The organism is Azotobacter salinestris (assembly GCF_009363155.1).
Taxonomy (GTDB): domain Bacteria; phylum Pseudomonadota; class Gammaproteobacteria; order Pseudomonadales; family Pseudomonadaceae; genus Azotobacter; species Azotobacter salinestris.
In genome coordinates, this window is sequence record NZ_CP045302.1 from 3,480,538 (window position 1) to 3,495,274 (window position 14,737).

At 62.8% G+C, this 14,737-nt stretch carries 13 protein-coding genes; 10 read left to right on the forward strand and 3 right to left on the reverse strand.

Features of this window, described 5'->3' with window-relative positions:
• Window positions 1-207 precede the first annotated feature (207 nt).
• The 7 genes from GCU53_RS16265 to GCU53_RS16295 all read left to right on the forward strand — a co-directional run bounded on the left by GCU53_RS16265 (window position 208) and on the right by GCU53_RS16295 (window position 8,181).
• The gene (locus GCU53_RS16265) at window positions 208-1,257 is read left to right on the forward strand and encodes a DUF2333 family protein (RefSeq protein WP_152388522.1); all 1,050 of its coding nucleotides are present in this window, start codon (window positions 208-210) and stop codon (window positions 1,255-1,257) included.
• Complete coding sequence (locus GCU53_RS16270; protein WP_152388523.1) at window positions 1,257-1,790, forward strand: NUDIX hydrolase; 534 nt, start codon at window positions 1,257-1,259, stop codon at window positions 1,788-1,790. The genes GCU53_RS16265 and GCU53_RS16270 overlap by 1 nt, the downstream gene beginning before the upstream one ends.
• 286 nt (window positions 1,791-2,076) lie before the next feature.
• Window positions 2,077-3,501, forward strand: a complete 1,425-nt coding sequence (locus GCU53_RS16275) for a UbiA family prenyltransferase (protein WP_244306807.1) — start codon at window positions 2,077-2,079, stop codon at window positions 3,499-3,501.
• Window positions 3,498-4,808 (forward strand): FAD-binding oxidoreductase, encoded by a 1,311-nt coding sequence (locus GCU53_RS16280; RefSeq protein WP_152388524.1) that lies wholly within the window; start codon window positions 3,498-3,500, stop codon window positions 4,806-4,808. The genes GCU53_RS16275 and GCU53_RS16280 overlap by 4 nt, the downstream gene beginning before the upstream one ends.
• On the forward strand, window positions 4,805-5,545 hold the full coding sequence (locus GCU53_RS16285; RefSeq protein ID WP_152388525.1) for an SDR family oxidoreductase: 741 nt from the start codon (window positions 4,805-4,807) through the stop codon (window positions 5,543-5,545). The genes GCU53_RS16280 and GCU53_RS16285 overlap by 4 nt, the downstream gene beginning before the upstream one ends.
• A complete protein-coding gene (locus GCU53_RS16290; protein WP_152388526.1) occupies window positions 5,542-6,501 on the forward strand; it encodes a lysylphosphatidylglycerol synthase transmembrane domain-containing protein in 960 nt (319 codons plus the stop codon). Before GCU53_RS16285 ends, GCU53_RS16290 begins: the two co-directional genes overlap by 4 nt.
• A 42-nt stretch (window positions 6,502-6,543) precedes the next feature.
• Complete coding sequence (locus GCU53_RS16295) at window positions 6,544-8,181, forward strand: DUF6311 domain-containing protein (protein WP_152388527.1); 1,638 nt, start codon at window positions 6,544-6,546, stop codon at window positions 8,179-8,181.
• A gap of 388 nt (window positions 8,182-8,569) precedes the next feature.
• On the opposite strand, the gene GCU53_RS16300 is transcribed toward GCU53_RS16295, so the two are convergent.
• From GCU53_RS16300 to tnpB, 3 genes are all read right to left on the reverse strand, one after another.
• A complete protein-coding gene (locus GCU53_RS16300; protein ID WP_152385958.1) occupies window positions 8,570-9,550 on the reverse strand; it encodes an IS5 family transposase in 981 nt (326 codons plus the stop codon).
• A gap of 303 nt (window positions 9,551-9,853) precedes the next feature.
• Window positions 9,854-11,428 (reverse strand): IS66 family transposase, encoded by a 1,575-nt coding sequence (gene tnpC, locus GCU53_RS16305; protein ID WP_152388528.1) that lies wholly within the window; start codon window positions 11,426-11,428, stop codon window positions 9,854-9,856.
• 19 nt (window positions 11,429-11,447) lie between these two features.
• Entirely contained in the window at window positions 11,448-11,807 is a 360-nt protein-coding gene (tnpB, locus tag GCU53_RS16310) for an IS66 family insertion sequence element accessory protein TnpB (protein WP_244306810.1), read from the reverse strand.
• A gap of 35 nt (window positions 11,808-11,842) precedes the next feature.
• Here tnpB and GCU53_RS16315 point away from each other — a divergent pair, with 35 nt between their 5' ends.
• The 3 genes from GCU53_RS16315 to GCU53_RS16325 all read left to right on the forward strand — a co-directional run bounded on the left by GCU53_RS16315 (window position 11,843) and on the right by GCU53_RS16325 (window position 14,624).
• A complete protein-coding gene (locus GCU53_RS16315) occupies window positions 11,843-12,721 on the forward strand; it encodes an IS481 family transposase (protein WP_425278175.1) in 879 nt (292 codons plus the stop codon).
• Window positions 12,722-13,045: 324 nt separating this feature from the next.
• On the forward strand, window positions 13,046-14,053 hold the full coding sequence (locus tag GCU53_RS16320; protein WP_152388529.1) for a 2-hydroxyacid dehydrogenase: 1,008 nt from the start codon (window positions 13,046-13,048) through the stop codon (window positions 14,051-14,053).
• A gap of 199 nt (window positions 14,054-14,252) precedes the next feature.
• Entirely contained in the window at window positions 14,253-14,624 is a 372-nt protein-coding gene (locus tag GCU53_RS16325; RefSeq protein ID WP_152388530.1) for a translation initiation factor Sui1, read from the forward strand.
• Window positions 14,625-14,737 lie beyond the last annotated feature (113 nt).

A 14,737-nucleotide genomic window follows, 5' to 3' on the forward strand; every position in this document is an offset into this window, starting at 1 on the left:
GAAACGTGCAGAAATACAAAGAGGCGGATGATACCGGAGGCGGCGAAGCGCTGCAGGCTGCGGCCGGCGTGCGACAGGCGCGGTGTCGGTGTCCGGCCCGCATCGAGGCCGGGCGCCGCTCTGTCCCGGTGTGCTTTCCATTAATGCTAGGCTTGCGCGGCTGGCCCTGTGGGCCGGTCGACTTTTCGAATCACGAAGGATTTTGCCATGCTGGACTGGAAAGAAAGCGCAAGCCGTGCGTACGGTGGGGCCGACAGCGCCCTGCGGCGTGTCGTCGGCAACCACTGGCTGGGCCGTGCCCTGGCGCTGCTGCTCGCCCTCTACCTGCTGGTGACCGGGCTGCTGGGCTGGTACTGGAGCCAGGAGCCGGACGCCTTCCCGGTACGAGAGAACGCCCAGGCCGCAGCCGAACAGGCGCAGCGCAAGTTCGTCAAGGGTTACACCACCGTCGAGACCCTGAAGACCGTGGCCGGCACCCTGCTCGACAAGCCGGGCGGCTACCTGACCAACGATCTCTCCCCGCCCGGCATCTGGCTGGATAACATGCCCAGCTGGGAGTTCGGCGCGCTGGTCCAGGTGCGCGATCTGGCACGCTCGCTGCGCAAGGAAATGGCCCGCTCACAGTCGCAGTCCACCGAGGACCCAGACCTGGCCAAGGCCGAGCCGCGCTTCAATTTCGACAACCGCAGCTGGGCGCTGCCGGCTTCCGAAACCGAATACCGCGCCGGTCTCAAGCTGCTCGACAGCTACCTGGCCCGCCTGGCCGACCCGGTCAAGCCCAGCGCGCAGTTCTTCTCCCGCGCCGACAACCTGAACGGCTGGCTGGGCGACGTCTCCACCCGTCTCGGCTCGCTCTCCCAGCGGCTCTCGGCGAGCATCGGCCAGGAGCGCCTGGATGCCGACCTGGTGCCTGACGAAACGACCGGTCAGGTGCAGCAGGGAGAGATCGTCGAGACGCCCTGGCTGCAGATCGACAACGTGTTCTACGAGGCGCGCGGCCAGGCCTGGGCGCTGGCGCACTTCCTGCGCGCCATCGAGGTGGACTTCGGCGACGTGCTGGCGCGCAAGAACGCCACCGTCAGCCTCCAGCAGATCATCCGCGAACTGGAGGCGGCGCAGGAGCCGCTGTGGAGCCCCATGGTGCTGAACGGCGGCGGCTACGGCGTCCTGGCCAACCACTCGCTGGTGATGGCCAACTTCATCTCCCGGGCCAATGCCGCGCTGATCGACCTGCGCGCGCTGCTCTCCCAGGGCTGATGGAAATCTCCGCACGGGAAGCGGCCCACCGGGCCGCTTCCGATGCCGAGCTGATCGTCTGGGTCGACGCCGACGACCGCCCGCTCGGCGCATTGCCCCGCGCCGAGCTGCGCGAGCGTGGACTGATCGGTCGCGGCACCTTCATCCTGTTGTTCGACGGCGCCGGGCAGCTCTGCGTGCACCGGCGCACCCTGAGCAAGGCGATCTATCCCGGCTACTGGGATGTGGCCGCCGGCGGCATGGTGCAGGCCGGGGAGGAATACGGCGAGTCCGCCGCCCGCGAACTGGAGGAGGAACTCGGCATCGCCGGCGTGGCGCTGCACGAGCACGGGCGTTTCTTCTTCGAGCAGCCGGACAACCGCCTGTGGTGCGCGGTATTCTCGGCGGTCTCCGACGCCCCTCTGGTGCTGCAGCCCGAAGAAGTGCTGGAGGCCCGCTTCATCCCGCCCCACGCGGCCCTGCGCGAGGCCCTGGAACGCTCCTATTGCCCGGACTCCCTGCAGGCCCTGCGCCTCTGGCTCGGGATGCGCTGAGGCTTCGGCGACCGACCGCCGTTCATTTCGTCCGATTCCGCCCTGCAGGGTGAGGCCTGCCGGGCAGCCTTCGTCTGTTCGTCTACGATCTTGTGGGGCCGGGTCTGGTGCTTGCCTGGCTGCCGCCCTCCAGGAGGGTGACGGTTGCCGGCGCCGTTCTCGGTCGGTGCATGTCGTGCTCTGCAAGCCCATGTGCGAGGGAAGGGATGACTACTGGAAAACGGCCGGATGCCGAAGAAGTGCATGCTCGTCCAGGCGTTTCGTGCCGGCTCGAGGAGGGTTCGACGTGAGCACCGCTCCTCTCGTCATCGATCTGGATGGCACGCTGCTGCGTTCGGATCTTCTGCTGGAGACCGGGCTGTGCTTTTTCCGTCGCCAGCCGTTGAGTCTGCACAAGCCGCTGGGCTGGCTGGGCAAGGGCAGGGCCATGCTGAAGGAGAAGCTGGCGCAGGGCGCACAGATCGAGGTCGGCAGCCTGCCCTACGATCCGCAGGTGATCGCCCTGATCGAGGCCGCGCGGCGCAATGGACGGACGGTGGTGCTGGCCACCGCCAGCCACCAGAGCCTGGCCGAGCGCATCGCCGGTCATCTGCAGCTGTTCGACCGGGTGCTGGCCACCTCGGCCGGACACAACCTTTCCGCCCAGCGCAAGCGCGACGTTCTGGTCGAGCAGTACGGGGAGGGCGGCTTCGACTATGTCGGCAACTCCCGGGACGACATTCCCGTCTGGGCGGTGGCGCGCAAGGCCTACGTGGTCAACCCCGAGCGGGGTGTGGAGCGCCGGGCCAGGGCGCTGGGCAATGTCGAGCAGGTCATCCGCTCGACCCCTTCCACCCTGAAGGAGTGGCGCAGGGCCCTGCGCCTGCACCAGTGGCTGAAGAACCTGCTGATCTTCGTGCCGCTGCTGGCCGCGCACCGGCTGACCGATCCCGTGCTGCTCGGGCAGGCCATCCTGGCTTTCCTGCTCTTCGGGCTGTGCGCCTCCAGCGTCTACCTGCTCAACGACCTGCTGGACCTGCCGGACGACCGGCTCCATCACACCAAGCGGCATCGGCCCTTCGCCTCCGGCCGGTTGTCGCTGCGCAGCGGCCTGCTCGCCTGTCCACTGTTGCTGGCGGCGGCCTTCGCCGGCGCCCTGTGGCTGCTGCCCTGGACGTTCGCCCTGACCCTGGCCGCCTACTACGCCCTGACCCTGGCCTATTCGCTGGCCCTCAAGCGCTGCATGGCGGTCGACATCATCGCCCTGGCACTGCTCTACACCCTGCGCATCGTCGCCGGAGCCGCCGCGTTCGACCTGCCGTTGACCTTCTGGATCCTGGCCTTCTCGATGTTCATCTTTCTCAGTCTGGCGCTGGTCAAGCGCTATGCCGAGTTGCGCGAGGCGCGCAGCCGGGGGCGGACCGAGAAGACCCGCGGGCGCGGCTACTACCCCGACGATCTGCCAATGATCGCGTCGCTCGGCGCGGCCTCCGGCTACCTGGCGGTGATGGTGCTGGCCCTGTACATCCACGATCAGGCCACCGTCTCCCTGTACCGCTATCCGCAGGCGATCTGGCTGGCCTGCCCGCTGCTGCTGTTCTGGATCAGCCGTGTGTGGATGCTCACCCATCGCGGACAGATGAACGAGGACCCGGTGGTGTTCGCCGTCCGCGATCGCGTCAGCCTGCTGGTCGGCGTCCTGTTCGGTCTGGTGTTCTGGGGGGCGGCATGAGCGCACCGCTGCGCTCCTGGGGGGGCTATCCAAATGCGCCGCAGGGCGCGCTGGCCTGCCACTGGCGCGAGCGGCTGGCCGCCGATCTGGAGGCGGTCGTCCGCGCCCGGGGCGGCACGCTGCCCTACGGCAACGGGCGCAGCTACGGCGACAGCTGCCTGGCGGCCAGCGACCGGGTCCTGCACATGCGCACGCTGGACCGCTTCATCCAGGCCGACTGGCAGCAGGGAACCATGGTGGCCGAGGCTGGCGTCACCCTGGCCGAGATCCTGGCGCTGGCGATTCCCCGCGGCTGGTTCCTGCCGGTTACCCCGGGCACCCAGTACGTGACTCTGGGCGGCGCCATCGGCAACGACGTGCACGGCAAGAATCATCACCGACGCGGCACCTTCGGCAACCATGTGCTGCGTTTCGGCCTGCTGCGCCAGGGCGAGCTGCTGGCCTGCTCGCCCGCCGATCATCCCGAACTGTTCGCCGCCACCATCGGCGGGCTGGGGCTGACCGGGGTGATCGCCTGGGCGGAGATCCGCCTGATGCCGATCCGCTCCAGCCAGGTCGACAGCACCCGGGTGCGTTTCGAAAGCCTGGGCGAGTTCTTCGCCCTGTCCGCCGAGCTGGACCCGCGCCACGAATACAGCGTGGCCTGGATCGACTGCCTGGCCCGGGGGCGCCAGGCCGGCCGGGGGGTGTTCAGTGTCGGTGACCATGCCCGCTACGGGCGGCTGGAGGTGGACGGGCGGAGCAAGCGGCAGGTGCCCCTGACGCCGCCGTTGTCGCTGGTCAACCGCCTGTCCCTGCACGCCTTCAACGCGCTCTATTGGCGGATGCACCCGAGCCGGCGCATGGACAGGCGCGTCGACTACGAGCCCTTCTTCTACCCGCTGGACCGCCTCCTGCACTGGAACCGCATCTACGGGCGCCGGGGATTCCAGCAGTACCAGTGCGTGATTCCCGAGGCCGTGGCCGAGCCGGCCCTGCACGAGCTGCTGGGTACCATCGCCGCCTCCGGCCAGGGCTCCTTCCTCGCCGTGCTCAAGCGCTGCGGCGCCATCGCCTCGCCCGGTCTGCTGTCCTTCCCGCTGCCGGGCACCTCGCTGGCCCTGGACTTCCCGCACAGGGCCGAACTGGCGCCCCTGTTCGCCCGGCTGGACGCCATCCTGCGCGAGGCCGGCGGACGCCTGTATCCGGCCAAGGACGCGCACATGAGCGGCAGCGACTTCCGCCGGGCCTATCCCGCCTGGGCGCAGCTCGAAGCCCTGCGCGATCCGGCCCTGAACTCCCGCTTCTGGAGGCGAGTCACCGCATGAGACGCATACTGATCATCGGCGCCACCTCGGCCATCGCCGGCGCCTGCGCCCGCCTGTGGGCAGAGCAGGGCAGCGAGCTGTTCCTGGTCGCCCGCAACTCCGAGAAACTGGAGCAGGCCGCCGCCGACCTGCGCATCCGCGGCGCCCGGGCAGTCACCACCCACTGCCTGGAGGCCACCGACGTCGCCGCCCACCCGGCCATGCTCGAACAGTGCCTGGCCACCCTGCAGCAGATCGACGTCGTCCTGGTCGCCCATGGCACCCTGCCGGACCAGCGGGCCTGCGAACGGGAGGTGGACGTGGCCCTGCACGAGTTCGCCAACAACGGCACCTCGGTCATCGCCCTGCTGACCCTGCTGGCCAACCAGTTCGAGCTTCAGCGCTGCGGCAGCCTGGCGGTGATTTCCTCGGTGGCCGGCGACCGCGGCCGACCCTCCAACTACCTGTACGGCAGCGCCAAGGCTGCCGTCTCCACCTTCTGCGAGGGACTGCGCGCCCGCCTGTTCAAGGCCGGCGTGCATGTCATGACCGTCAAGCCGGGCTTCGTCGACACGCCGATGACCCGCGGGCTGGCGTTGCCGACGGCGCTGCTGGCCAGTCCGGAGACGGTGGCGCGGCACATCCTCCGCGGGCTCGAGCGGCGCACGGCGACCCTCTACACCCCCGGCTTCTGGGCGGCGATCATGCTGGTCATCCGCAGCATTCCGCAGCCGCTCTTCAAGCGGCTGAGCCTGTGAGCGAGGCCCTGTACCTGTCCGGCTGGCGCTACCGGGCGGTCATTCTCTCGGTGGTGGGCGCGGCGTTCGGCTATCTGGGCTTTTCGCTGTGGGCCGGCTGGCAGGCGGTCGGCAGCGCCGTGGCCCGGGTCGGCATGGGCGGCATCGTCCTGGCCCTGCTGCTGTCGCTGGTCAACTACGGGCTGCGCTTTCTGCGCTGGCAAAGCTACCTTCGCGCATTTGGCCATACGGTGCCTTGGTGGCCCAGTCTCAGGATATACCTAGCCGGCTTTGCTTTGACCACCACGCCCGGCAAGGCGGGCGAAGCCCTCCGTGGTGTTCTGCTCAAGCCTTGGGGGATGCCTTATCCGCAGAGCTTCGCTGCTTTTTTCAGCGAGCGCCTGTCCGATCTGTTTGCCGTGGTCCTGCTCGCCCTGTTCGGCCTAACCCTGTATCCCAATGCTTGGCCCCTAATCGGCCTTGGAGTCGGATTAGTCGTGAGCGGATTGTTCGTGCTCTCACAGCGCAGGTTGCTTGAGCGGTTGCTTGAGCTGTTTTCTTGGCAGCATGGGGCAGTGCTTGGCCTGATCAAACATTTGCCCCAAGTATTGCTGGAGGCTCAACGCTGTCATCGGCTGGAAATGCTAATCGGGGCTACGCTGCTAAGTGTGATTGCCTGGAGTGCCGAAGCACTGGCTTTCCACTGGATATTGCAATGGATGGGGGCCGAGAACTCGTTGGCTTTCACAGTGTTTGTCTATGCATTATCTATGTTGGCTGGTGCATTAAGTTTCATGCCGGGGGGCTTGGGCGGTGCCGAGGCATTGATGGTGACCTTGCTAGTCTGGAAAGGAATGCCAAATGGCGATGCAGTCGCGGCGACTGTATTGATTAGGCTGGTCACGCTGTGGTTTGCAGTGGGGATTGGGGCGGTGTTTCTATATTTTGGAAATAGAATGGTTCTTGGTAGGGGTTAATCACTTTATTGTTGGCTGTACATTTCTAAGGATAAGATTTTTATGAAGGCAAATAGCGAAAAATATTTTTTGGCGGGGGTGTCTATTTTTTCGATTTTGTCCTTCAATTCAATTTTTGGGTTTCGCTTCTTGGATATTAGGTATATAGATTGGTTGTTTCGCCATGGCGATACTGCTATGGGGCAGATTGCTTGGCAGTATTTTAGTGCAGACTCATGGCGTTGGCCTCCTGGTGTCAATCATAACTATGGCGTGGAGCTCTCGTCTGGGATCTTGATGTCCGACTCCAATGCGTTTTTTGCGTTGATTTTTAAGCTCCTGCCCATTGATGGGCCTTATCAGTATTTTGGAATATGGTTATTTATTTGTTTTTTGCTCCAAGGATGGGTTGCTTTTAAGATTGCTCGCTCTTTGAGTATTTCTCTGGTTGGTGCTTCTTTGTTTGCTGCTTTTTGTGTCGTGTCTCCGATCATGGTTTGGAGGATGTATGGCCATTTTAATTTGGTTGGACATTGGTTGATTCTGATGGCGTTGTATTTCTACTTCTCTAAAGTTGATTTCTTTTTTGATGTATGGCGTTGGGCTCTGTTGATTCTTGTTTCAATTTTGGTACATCCCTATATAGGGGTTATGTGTTGTCTGGTTTTTGCTGGCTATTTAGGGGAGGTGTTGCTGGCTAAGAAGTATACCTTTTTTAATGTGGCCTTAATGGGGGGAGGAGGCGTTTTCTCTTTTCTGTTTGCGCTCTGGCTAGGAGGGTATTTTTTGTTGGGTAGGGCGGGGGGAGAAGGGGGATTTGGTTTCTTTAGAATGAATCTTCTTTCGTTTATTCAGCCGGTGCCGGCTGAATGGAGTAAATTTTTCAAGGCAAGGGATGGATTTGGTGCCGGAGACTATGAGGGTAATGCTTATATGGGGCTTGGCTTCTTGTTGTTGCTTCTTGTAGGGTTGCCCTATTTTTGGAGGAATGTTTGTGGTTCATGGCGTAAGCATGTTGCGCTGATTGGGGTGTGCTTCATTTTAATCATGTTTGCAGTTTCAAATAATGTTGGTATGGGGGCTTTAAACTTTTCTTTTTCTCTTCCTGTAGTGCTTGTCGATGTGTTTGGTGTGCTGAGGGCTTCAGGGCGCTTTATTTGGCCTGTATGGTATTTGGTCCTGCTTTTCGCTTTTTATGTGCTTTTTAAGGAATTAAATGGGAGGCAGTTTTTATCTGTGATTTTGCTGGGTTTTCTCCTTCAGGTGTATGATACAAGTGATGGGCTTGCCTCAATAAAGGCACGCTGGGATCATCCATTTCAAGGAAATTTAAAGTCATCTCTTTGGGGTGATATTTGTAAGGAATATTCTTCTGTCAAAGGTTTTGTTTCGCCAGGTGGTTCCAGTGGTGAGTTGTGGCTGGATTTAGGAGTTTTTACTTCGGTTTGCGGGCTTCCGACAAATATTGTACGTTATGCTAGGTCGACATTCTCTGAAGATGCTTATTTGAGGAGGTGGTCCGAATTCTTGAGTCAAGCGGAGAGGGGGAGGCTTGATAAGGATGCCCTGTATATTTTAGATGAAAATAGTGCTGCTCTTTATCGGTTGGCTATTCAAGGTTCAAATTATGGTTTGATTGGTGTTGATGGTCTTTATGTTTTGCAGCCTCTTGAGACTGGGGCTGGGTTGTTAGTGAAATAGTTTATTTTAAATATAAGCGAAGAGAGGGGGTTTTAAGGTATAGCCCTTGTGAGAGGTTTTAGTCAGAGAATTGTAGGGTTGCGGTCAGCTATTAATCCGGCAATACAATAGGGCACTTTCTGTATTTTGGTTTCTCCTTGAAAATCAAGGATATATGCCGATACTGGTATGAGCCTTATTTGTGCTTTCGTATTGCCGGATTAATATGTGGGTGAAGGGAGAGGACTCTTGGGCATCTAGGGATGGTCTGAAGTAGTCATGTATTTCTGGCTGACTTCAACCCCCCGCCGACTTTGAAAGCGGAGAATCGATCAAAAACGATCAGATCACCCGCTCGTTTCTGCGTTTTTTAGCTGCCGCGAGCACGTCGCAGCAACCGTTTCCCGCATTACAGGCGCACCTCTCCTGCATTCGCCAGTAAATATCGGCGCGCCATCCACAGATTCGACAAGGCGAACAGCGTCACCAACTGTGACGTGTTTTTGGCCAATCCCCGGAAGCGCACCTTGGTGTAGCCAAACTGGCGCTTGATCACGCGGAACGGATGTTCGACCTTGGCTCGTACCTGGGCCTTGGCCTTCTCGATCTTGCGGATCGCTTTGTATAAGGCGCTACGCTTGCCATGCTTCTTGTAGGTACTGCGCCGGGCCGCGACCTGCCAGATGACCTGCCGACCTTCATGCTCGGGGCGCTTCTCTACGCCGGTATAGCCCGCATCGGCACTCACTACGTTTTCCTCGCCATGCAGCAGTTGGTCGACTTGGGTGACATCTGCCACGTTGGCTGCCGTGACCACCACGCTGTGCACCAGACCCGACTCAGCGTCGGCACCAATGTGAGCTTTTGCGCCGAAGTAGTACTGGTTGCCCTTCTTCGTCGAGTGCATTTCCGGGTCGCGCTTGCCGTCCTTGTTCTTCGTCGAGCTCGGCGCATGGATCAGGGTGGCGTCGACAATGGTGCCCTGGCGCAGCGACAGTCCGCGCTCGCCCAGATAGCCGTTGATCACCTCCAGTATTCCCCCGGCCAGTTCGTGCTTCTCCAGCAGGCGACGGAAGTTGAGGAGGGTCGTTTCGTCCGGGATGCGCTCCAGGCTCAGGCCGGCGAACTGGCGCAGGAGAGTGGTTTCGTACAGCGCTTCCTCCATCGCCGGATCGCTGTAGCCGAACCAGTTCTGCATCAGGTGCACGCGCAGCATGGCTGCCAGCGGGTAGGCGGGCCGACCGCCTTCGCCCTTGGGATAGTAGGGCTCGATCAGGGCGATCAGCCCCTGCCACGGCACCACCTGGTCCATCTCGAGCAGGAAGCGCTCGCGGCGGGTCTGCTTGCGCTTGCCGGCATACTCGGCATCGGCGAAGGACAGTTGCTTCATCGGGAAACTCGGACAAGGGAGCGGGTGTATTTCACCAGAATCGGGAAGTCTTTTTCAGGATTTCCCTAGGTGTTTGGTCCCGGGGAGTACTGGTTTATGATATGAGCCTCTCTCGGAGGAGGATCCATGGCTCAGGTACTTCACAAACGCGCCACGACCACGCACGCCATTCGAGCAGAAATACAGTGATCGCCAGATTCGATCGCGACGCTGAGCCGGCGCTATCACCTCACCCCCAAGACCGTACGCAAATGGCGCGAAAGCGATCCATAAACCCTGTCTGTTGACGGCCGAGCCGGTCGTTTACAGTGGCGCCGTCGGCGTGCAGTTCCACGGCAGCAGCGCCTCGTAGTCTTCGACGCCTTGCGCTGCCGGCAGGCGTTCGAGGACGTGGCGCAGCCAGGCGTAGGGCTCCTGCCCGTTGGCCCTGGCGGTTTCCACCAGGCTGTAGAGCTGCGCGCTGGCCGTCGCGCCTTTGGGCGTGTCGCTGAACAGCCAGTTCTTGCGCCCGATGACGAACGGGCGAATGGCCCGTTCGGCACGGTTGTTGTCGATCGGCAGGTAGCCCGCCTCGGTATAGCGGATGAGCCGGCTCCAGTTGCTGGCCAGGTAGTTCACCGCCTTGCCCAGCGCATTCTGCGCCGTGACCTGCGGCAGGGTCTTGTCCAGCCAGGCCTTGAGCTGGGCGAGGACCGGCAGGCTGTGTTGCCGGCGCGCCTCCAGGCGCTCGGCATCGCCGGCCTGTCGGAGGTCGCGCTCGATAGCGTAGAGCCGGTTGATCCAGGCCAATGCCTGGTCGGCGCGCCCGGTCTTGCCTTTGGGCTGCACCTGCTGCGCCTCGACGAACTTGCGCCGGGCATGGGCCCAGCAGCCCTGGCGCTCGATGCCCGGTTGCGCGGCCAGGGCGTTGTAGCCGGCGTAGTCGTCGGTCTGGCGCGACCCGGTCATCAGGTAGCCGCGGTAGCCGGCGAGCAGGCGCAAGGGCACCTCCTGTGCCCGGCTGGGGCTGTAGTCGAAGAGGACGACCGGCTGCTCCGGCGGGCCGCCGGTCTGCACCCACATCCAGGACTGGCTGGAGGGATCCCGGTCCGGCTCCTTGAGCACCTGCACCCGCGTCTCGTCGCAGTGGATCACCGGGCTTTCCAGCAGCCGGTCGCGCATCAGGTTGAGCAAGGGTTGCAGCTGCCCGGCGCACTGGATCGCCCAGCGCGCCAGGGTCTGCCGGGGGATCTCGACGCCGTGGCGGGCGAGCACCTTCTCGAAGCGGTGCAGCGGCAGGCCGTCGACGTACCTGGTGGTCAGCAGCATCGCCAGCACGCCGGGACTGGCCAGGCTTTTCTCGAGTAGCTGCGCCGGCTTGTCGGCGGTGGTCGGTGCGCTTTCGCAGCCCCGGCAGGCGTAGACCTTGCGGATATGCCGGATCACCCGGATCTGCATCGGCACGATGTCGAGCTGCTCGCTGACTTCCTCGCCGATGGCCTGCTTGCGGCAGCCGCAGGCGCAGCTCAGTTCGTGCTCGGGCAGTTCGTGGACGACCTCGACCCGTGGCAGTTCGGCCGGCAGCGGCTGGCGTTTGCCACGGTGCTTGATCGGGGCGACGCCTTCTTCGGCCTCGGCGATCTCTTGTGCTTCGGCTTCAACGGCAGGCGCCGGCTCTTCGGCCAACTGCTCGGCTTCGTTGAACATCGCCAGTTGCGGTGAGTCCGGATCGATACTGCGCTCGGATTTCGAGCCGAACAGGCGTTGACGCAGCAGGGCGACCTGTTCCTGAAGCTGTTCTATGCGAGCATCCTTTGCCGACATCTGCTCGTTCGCCGACAGCAATAACTGCTTGAGCAAAAGCGGATCGTCGGGAAGGGTGTCGGGCATGAAATTCATGGAGCCGGATTATACCGGCTCAGGCCACATAGCGCGGCCTCAACACCCGCTGCGGGCGGTTGCGCCAGAGGTCGAAGCCATCCAGCAGCCAGTTCAACTCCTCGGCGCTGAGGACGATGGCCTCGTCGCCGGGCTCCGGCGGCGCCTTGAAGCGCTCGGCCTCCAGGCGCTCGAGCCAGAGACAGAAGCCGTTGCGCTCCCAGTACAGGATCTTCACCCGATTGCGCGCCCGGTTGAGAAACACGAACAACACCGGATCGAACACCGCTACCTGGATGTCCAGCTCGACCAGGGCGGCGAGGCCATCGATGGATTTTCGGAAATCGACAGGCTTGGGATAGAGGTAGACCTTTTCGACCTTGGCGTCGGGTCGCATCATGGTGACGGGCTCCAGAAAGAAATCGGGAGCACAGCATCGGCGGGCCTTTACCTCGGTTGAAGATGGGGTTCATGGAGCGCTTTCAATGGCGCAGCCGCGACACGGTCGAGGATGCGCCCATGGGGCCCAGCACCCCGCGCTCGACCTCCCTGACACCGCTGCAGGAAGCCGCCGCACTGGTGTTCCGAGAGAAGATGCTCCTGCCGCTGGATGACTGCCTGCATGCGCTGCAACGAACCATTCCCACGCTGACCCGCTCGAGCCTGCACCGCATCTTCCAGCGCCACGGCGTCAGCCAGCTGCCTCGTGCGAGCGAGCCGGGCCGGGAGAAAAAGCCCTTCAAGCGTTATCCGCTGGGTTATCTGCACATCGACATCACCGAGACGCGGACCCCCGAGGGCAAGGCCTATCTCTTCGTCGCGATCGACCGCACCAGCAAGTTCGTCCATGCCAGGCTGTACGCGCAGGCCACCCGCAAGACCGCCGTCGACTTCCTGCACTCCACCCTGAAGGCCTTGCCGTATCGCGTCCACACGGTCCTGACCGACAACGGTATCCAGTTCGCCAAAAAGGCCGGAACCGAGGCTTACCGGGCACATCCGTTCGATGCGCTCTGCCAGCGGCACGGTATCGAACATCGCCTGACCAAATCCTTCCAGCCCTGGACCAACGGCCAGGTCGAGCGGATGAACCGGACGATCAAGGAGGCCACGACCAAGGCGTTTCACTACACCTCGCTCGAGGAGCTCCGGTCGCATCTTAGGGACTACCTCTGGGCGTATAACAGCACTCGTCCGTTACGCGCACTGAAAGGACGTACGCCGATTGGCTTTATCCTGGGACAGTGGCATAAGGATCCGCAGCCCTTCAAAGGCGATCCTGGCCACTACTTCTTCTCGGGACCAAACACGTAACGTTTTGCCAGAATGCCGGTTGGCTAATCCGATCAGGCGATTTCAGCACGAACGACGGGGGTACGGGCTTGCAGATGAATCTGTGGCATCAAGGCGTTTCCCAGGCAAGCGCTTCGAAGCAGGGTGCATGCGCTATCGCCCAGCTTGCCTGATCTCAATGACATCTCATAACCAGACAGCTAAGCCGCAGCGCTCCGATACATACGCCTTTTGACCCAGCACATCTAACAGCCGGCACCGACTTCCTACACTGTCTGCGATTTCCACAGCAACCGGCCTGCCGGGATTGGCGGCGCCGGTCGAAAACGGCAGGAGCTTTCCCCCATGAAGATTGTAATGTTCAGTGCGCAGCCCTACGACGAGCGCTCTTTCGACGAGGTGTTGCAGCGGGAGTACGCCTCCCGGGATTGCGAACTGGTCTACCAGAAGGCCACGCTGTCCGCGCAGACCGTGGCGCTGGCCCAGGGCTGCGAGGTGGTGTGCGCCTTCGTCAACGACCAGCTCGATGCCGCGGTGCTGGAAACCCTGCATGGCTACGGCGTGCGGGCGATCCTGCTGCGCTGCGCGGGCTTCAACCACATCGATCTGGAGGCTGCCCGCCGGCTGGGGCTGTTCGTCGCCCGGGTGCCGGCCTATTCGCCGGAGGCGGTGGCCGAGCACACCATCGCCCTGATCCTGACCCTCAACCGGCATACCCACCGCGCCTACAACCGGGTCCGCGAGGGCAACTTCATGCTCGACGGCCTGCTCGGCTTCAACCTGCACGGCAAGACCGTGGGGGTGGTCGGCACCGGCAAGATCGGCCTGGCCACGGCGCGCATCCTCAAGGGCTTCGGCTGTCGGGTGCTTGGCCACGATCCGTACGAGACGGCCGAGTTCGCCGCACTCGGCGAGTACGTGGCGCTCGACAGCCTGCTCGCCGAGTCCGATGTGATCAGCCTGCACTGCCCCTTGAGCGACGCTACCCGGCACCTGATCGATGCCGCTCGCCTGGCGCGGATCAAGCACGGCGCCATGCTGGTCAACACCTCGCGCGGTGCGCTGATCGACACCCGCGCGGTGGTCGCCGCGCTCAAGTCGCGGCGCCTCTCGGCGCTGGCCATTGATGTCTACGAGCAGGAGAGCCAGCTGTTCTTCCACGACCGCTCCTCGGACATCATCGACGACGACATCTTCTCGCGGCTGATGACCTTTCCCAACGTGATCGTCACCGGCCACCAGGGCTTCTTCACCGCCGAGGCGCTGCGCGAGATCGCCGAGACGACCCTGCACAACCTCGACTGCTACGCCGGCGGTCGTACCTGCGGCAACGTGCTGGCCGGCAACGCCTGAACGCTGCCGGCGAGCCGGATTGGGGGATGACGCCCGCGCATCCCCCGCACCCGGGCAGGCGGAGCCGGGCTGGCTGGGCAACTCGCCGCGCCCGGGGCCCCGCCCGCAGGTCGGCTTCATCCCGGTGCCGACTTCGGTATTTCATGCGCTTGCCGCTACACTGCCCCCTCGTTTCCCGCGCATTTCCGAGGAGCCAGCCTTGGCCAAGAAAGCCTCTTCCTTCGCCGCCCTGGGCGGTCTGGTCTATTCCACCGACGGCGGCCGCCATTGTCCCGACTGCGGCCAGCCGGTCGCTGCCTGCGTCTGCAGGCAGGCTCAGCTGCCGGCCGGCGACGGCATCGCCCGGGTACGCCGCGAGACCAAGGGCCGCGGCGGCAAGACGGTGACCACCGTCAGCGGCCTGCCGCTGGCCGGCGACGAGCTGAAGGAGCTGGCCAGCGCCCTGAAGCGCCGCTGCGGTACCGGCGGCGCACTCAAGGACGGCGTCATCGAGATCCAGGGCGAGCACGTCGAGCTGCTGCTCGAAGAACTCGCCAAGCGCGGTTTCAAGGCGAAGAAATCCGGCGGCTAGTCCCAGGGCCTGTTGACGTTTTGGCGTAGGCCGCGACGGAGGCCCGTTTGGCGCAGAACAAGGAACGAGGAGAGAAGTTTGGTCATTCCAAATGAACGACGAGCGACGCCGTG

What these genes read in the sequence shown, in the direction of transcription:
- GCU53_RS16265 (WP_152388522.1), top strand. Translation starts at nt 208, where the DNA reads ATGCTGGACTGGAAAGAAAGCGCAAGCCGTGCGTACGGTGGGGCCGAC.
- GCU53_RS16270 (WP_152388523.1), top strand. Translation starts at nt 1,257, where the DNA reads ATGGAAATCTCCGCACGGGAAGCGGCCCACCGGGCCGCTTCCGATGCC.
- GCU53_RS16280 (WP_152388524.1), top strand. Translation starts at nt 3,498, where the DNA reads ATGAGCGCACCGCTGCGCTCCTGGGGGGGCTATCCAAATGCGCCGCAG.
- GCU53_RS16285 (WP_152388525.1), top strand. Translation starts at nt 4,805, where the DNA reads ATGAGACGCATACTGATCATCGGCGCCACCTCGGCCATCGCCGGCGCC.
- GCU53_RS16295 (WP_152388527.1), top strand. Translation starts at nt 6,544, where the DNA reads ATGAAGGCAAATAGCGAAAAATATTTTTTGGCGGGGGTGTCTATTTTT.
- GCU53_RS16300 (WP_152385958.1), bottom strand. Translation starts at nt 9,550, where the DNA reads ATGAAGCAACTGTCCTTCGCCGATGCCGAGTATGCCGGCAAGCGCAAG.
- tnpC (WP_152388528.1), bottom strand. Translation starts at nt 11,428, where the DNA reads ATGAATTTCATGCCCGACACCCTTCCCGACGATCCGCTTTTGCTCAAG.
- tnpB (WP_244306810.1), bottom strand. Translation starts at nt 11,807, where the DNA reads ATGATGCGACCCGACGCCAAGGTCGAAAAGGTCTACCTCTATCCCAAG.
- GCU53_RS16320 (WP_152388529.1), top strand. Translation starts at nt 13,046, where the DNA reads ATGAAGATTGTAATGTTCAGTGCGCAGCCCTACGACGAGCGCTCTTTC.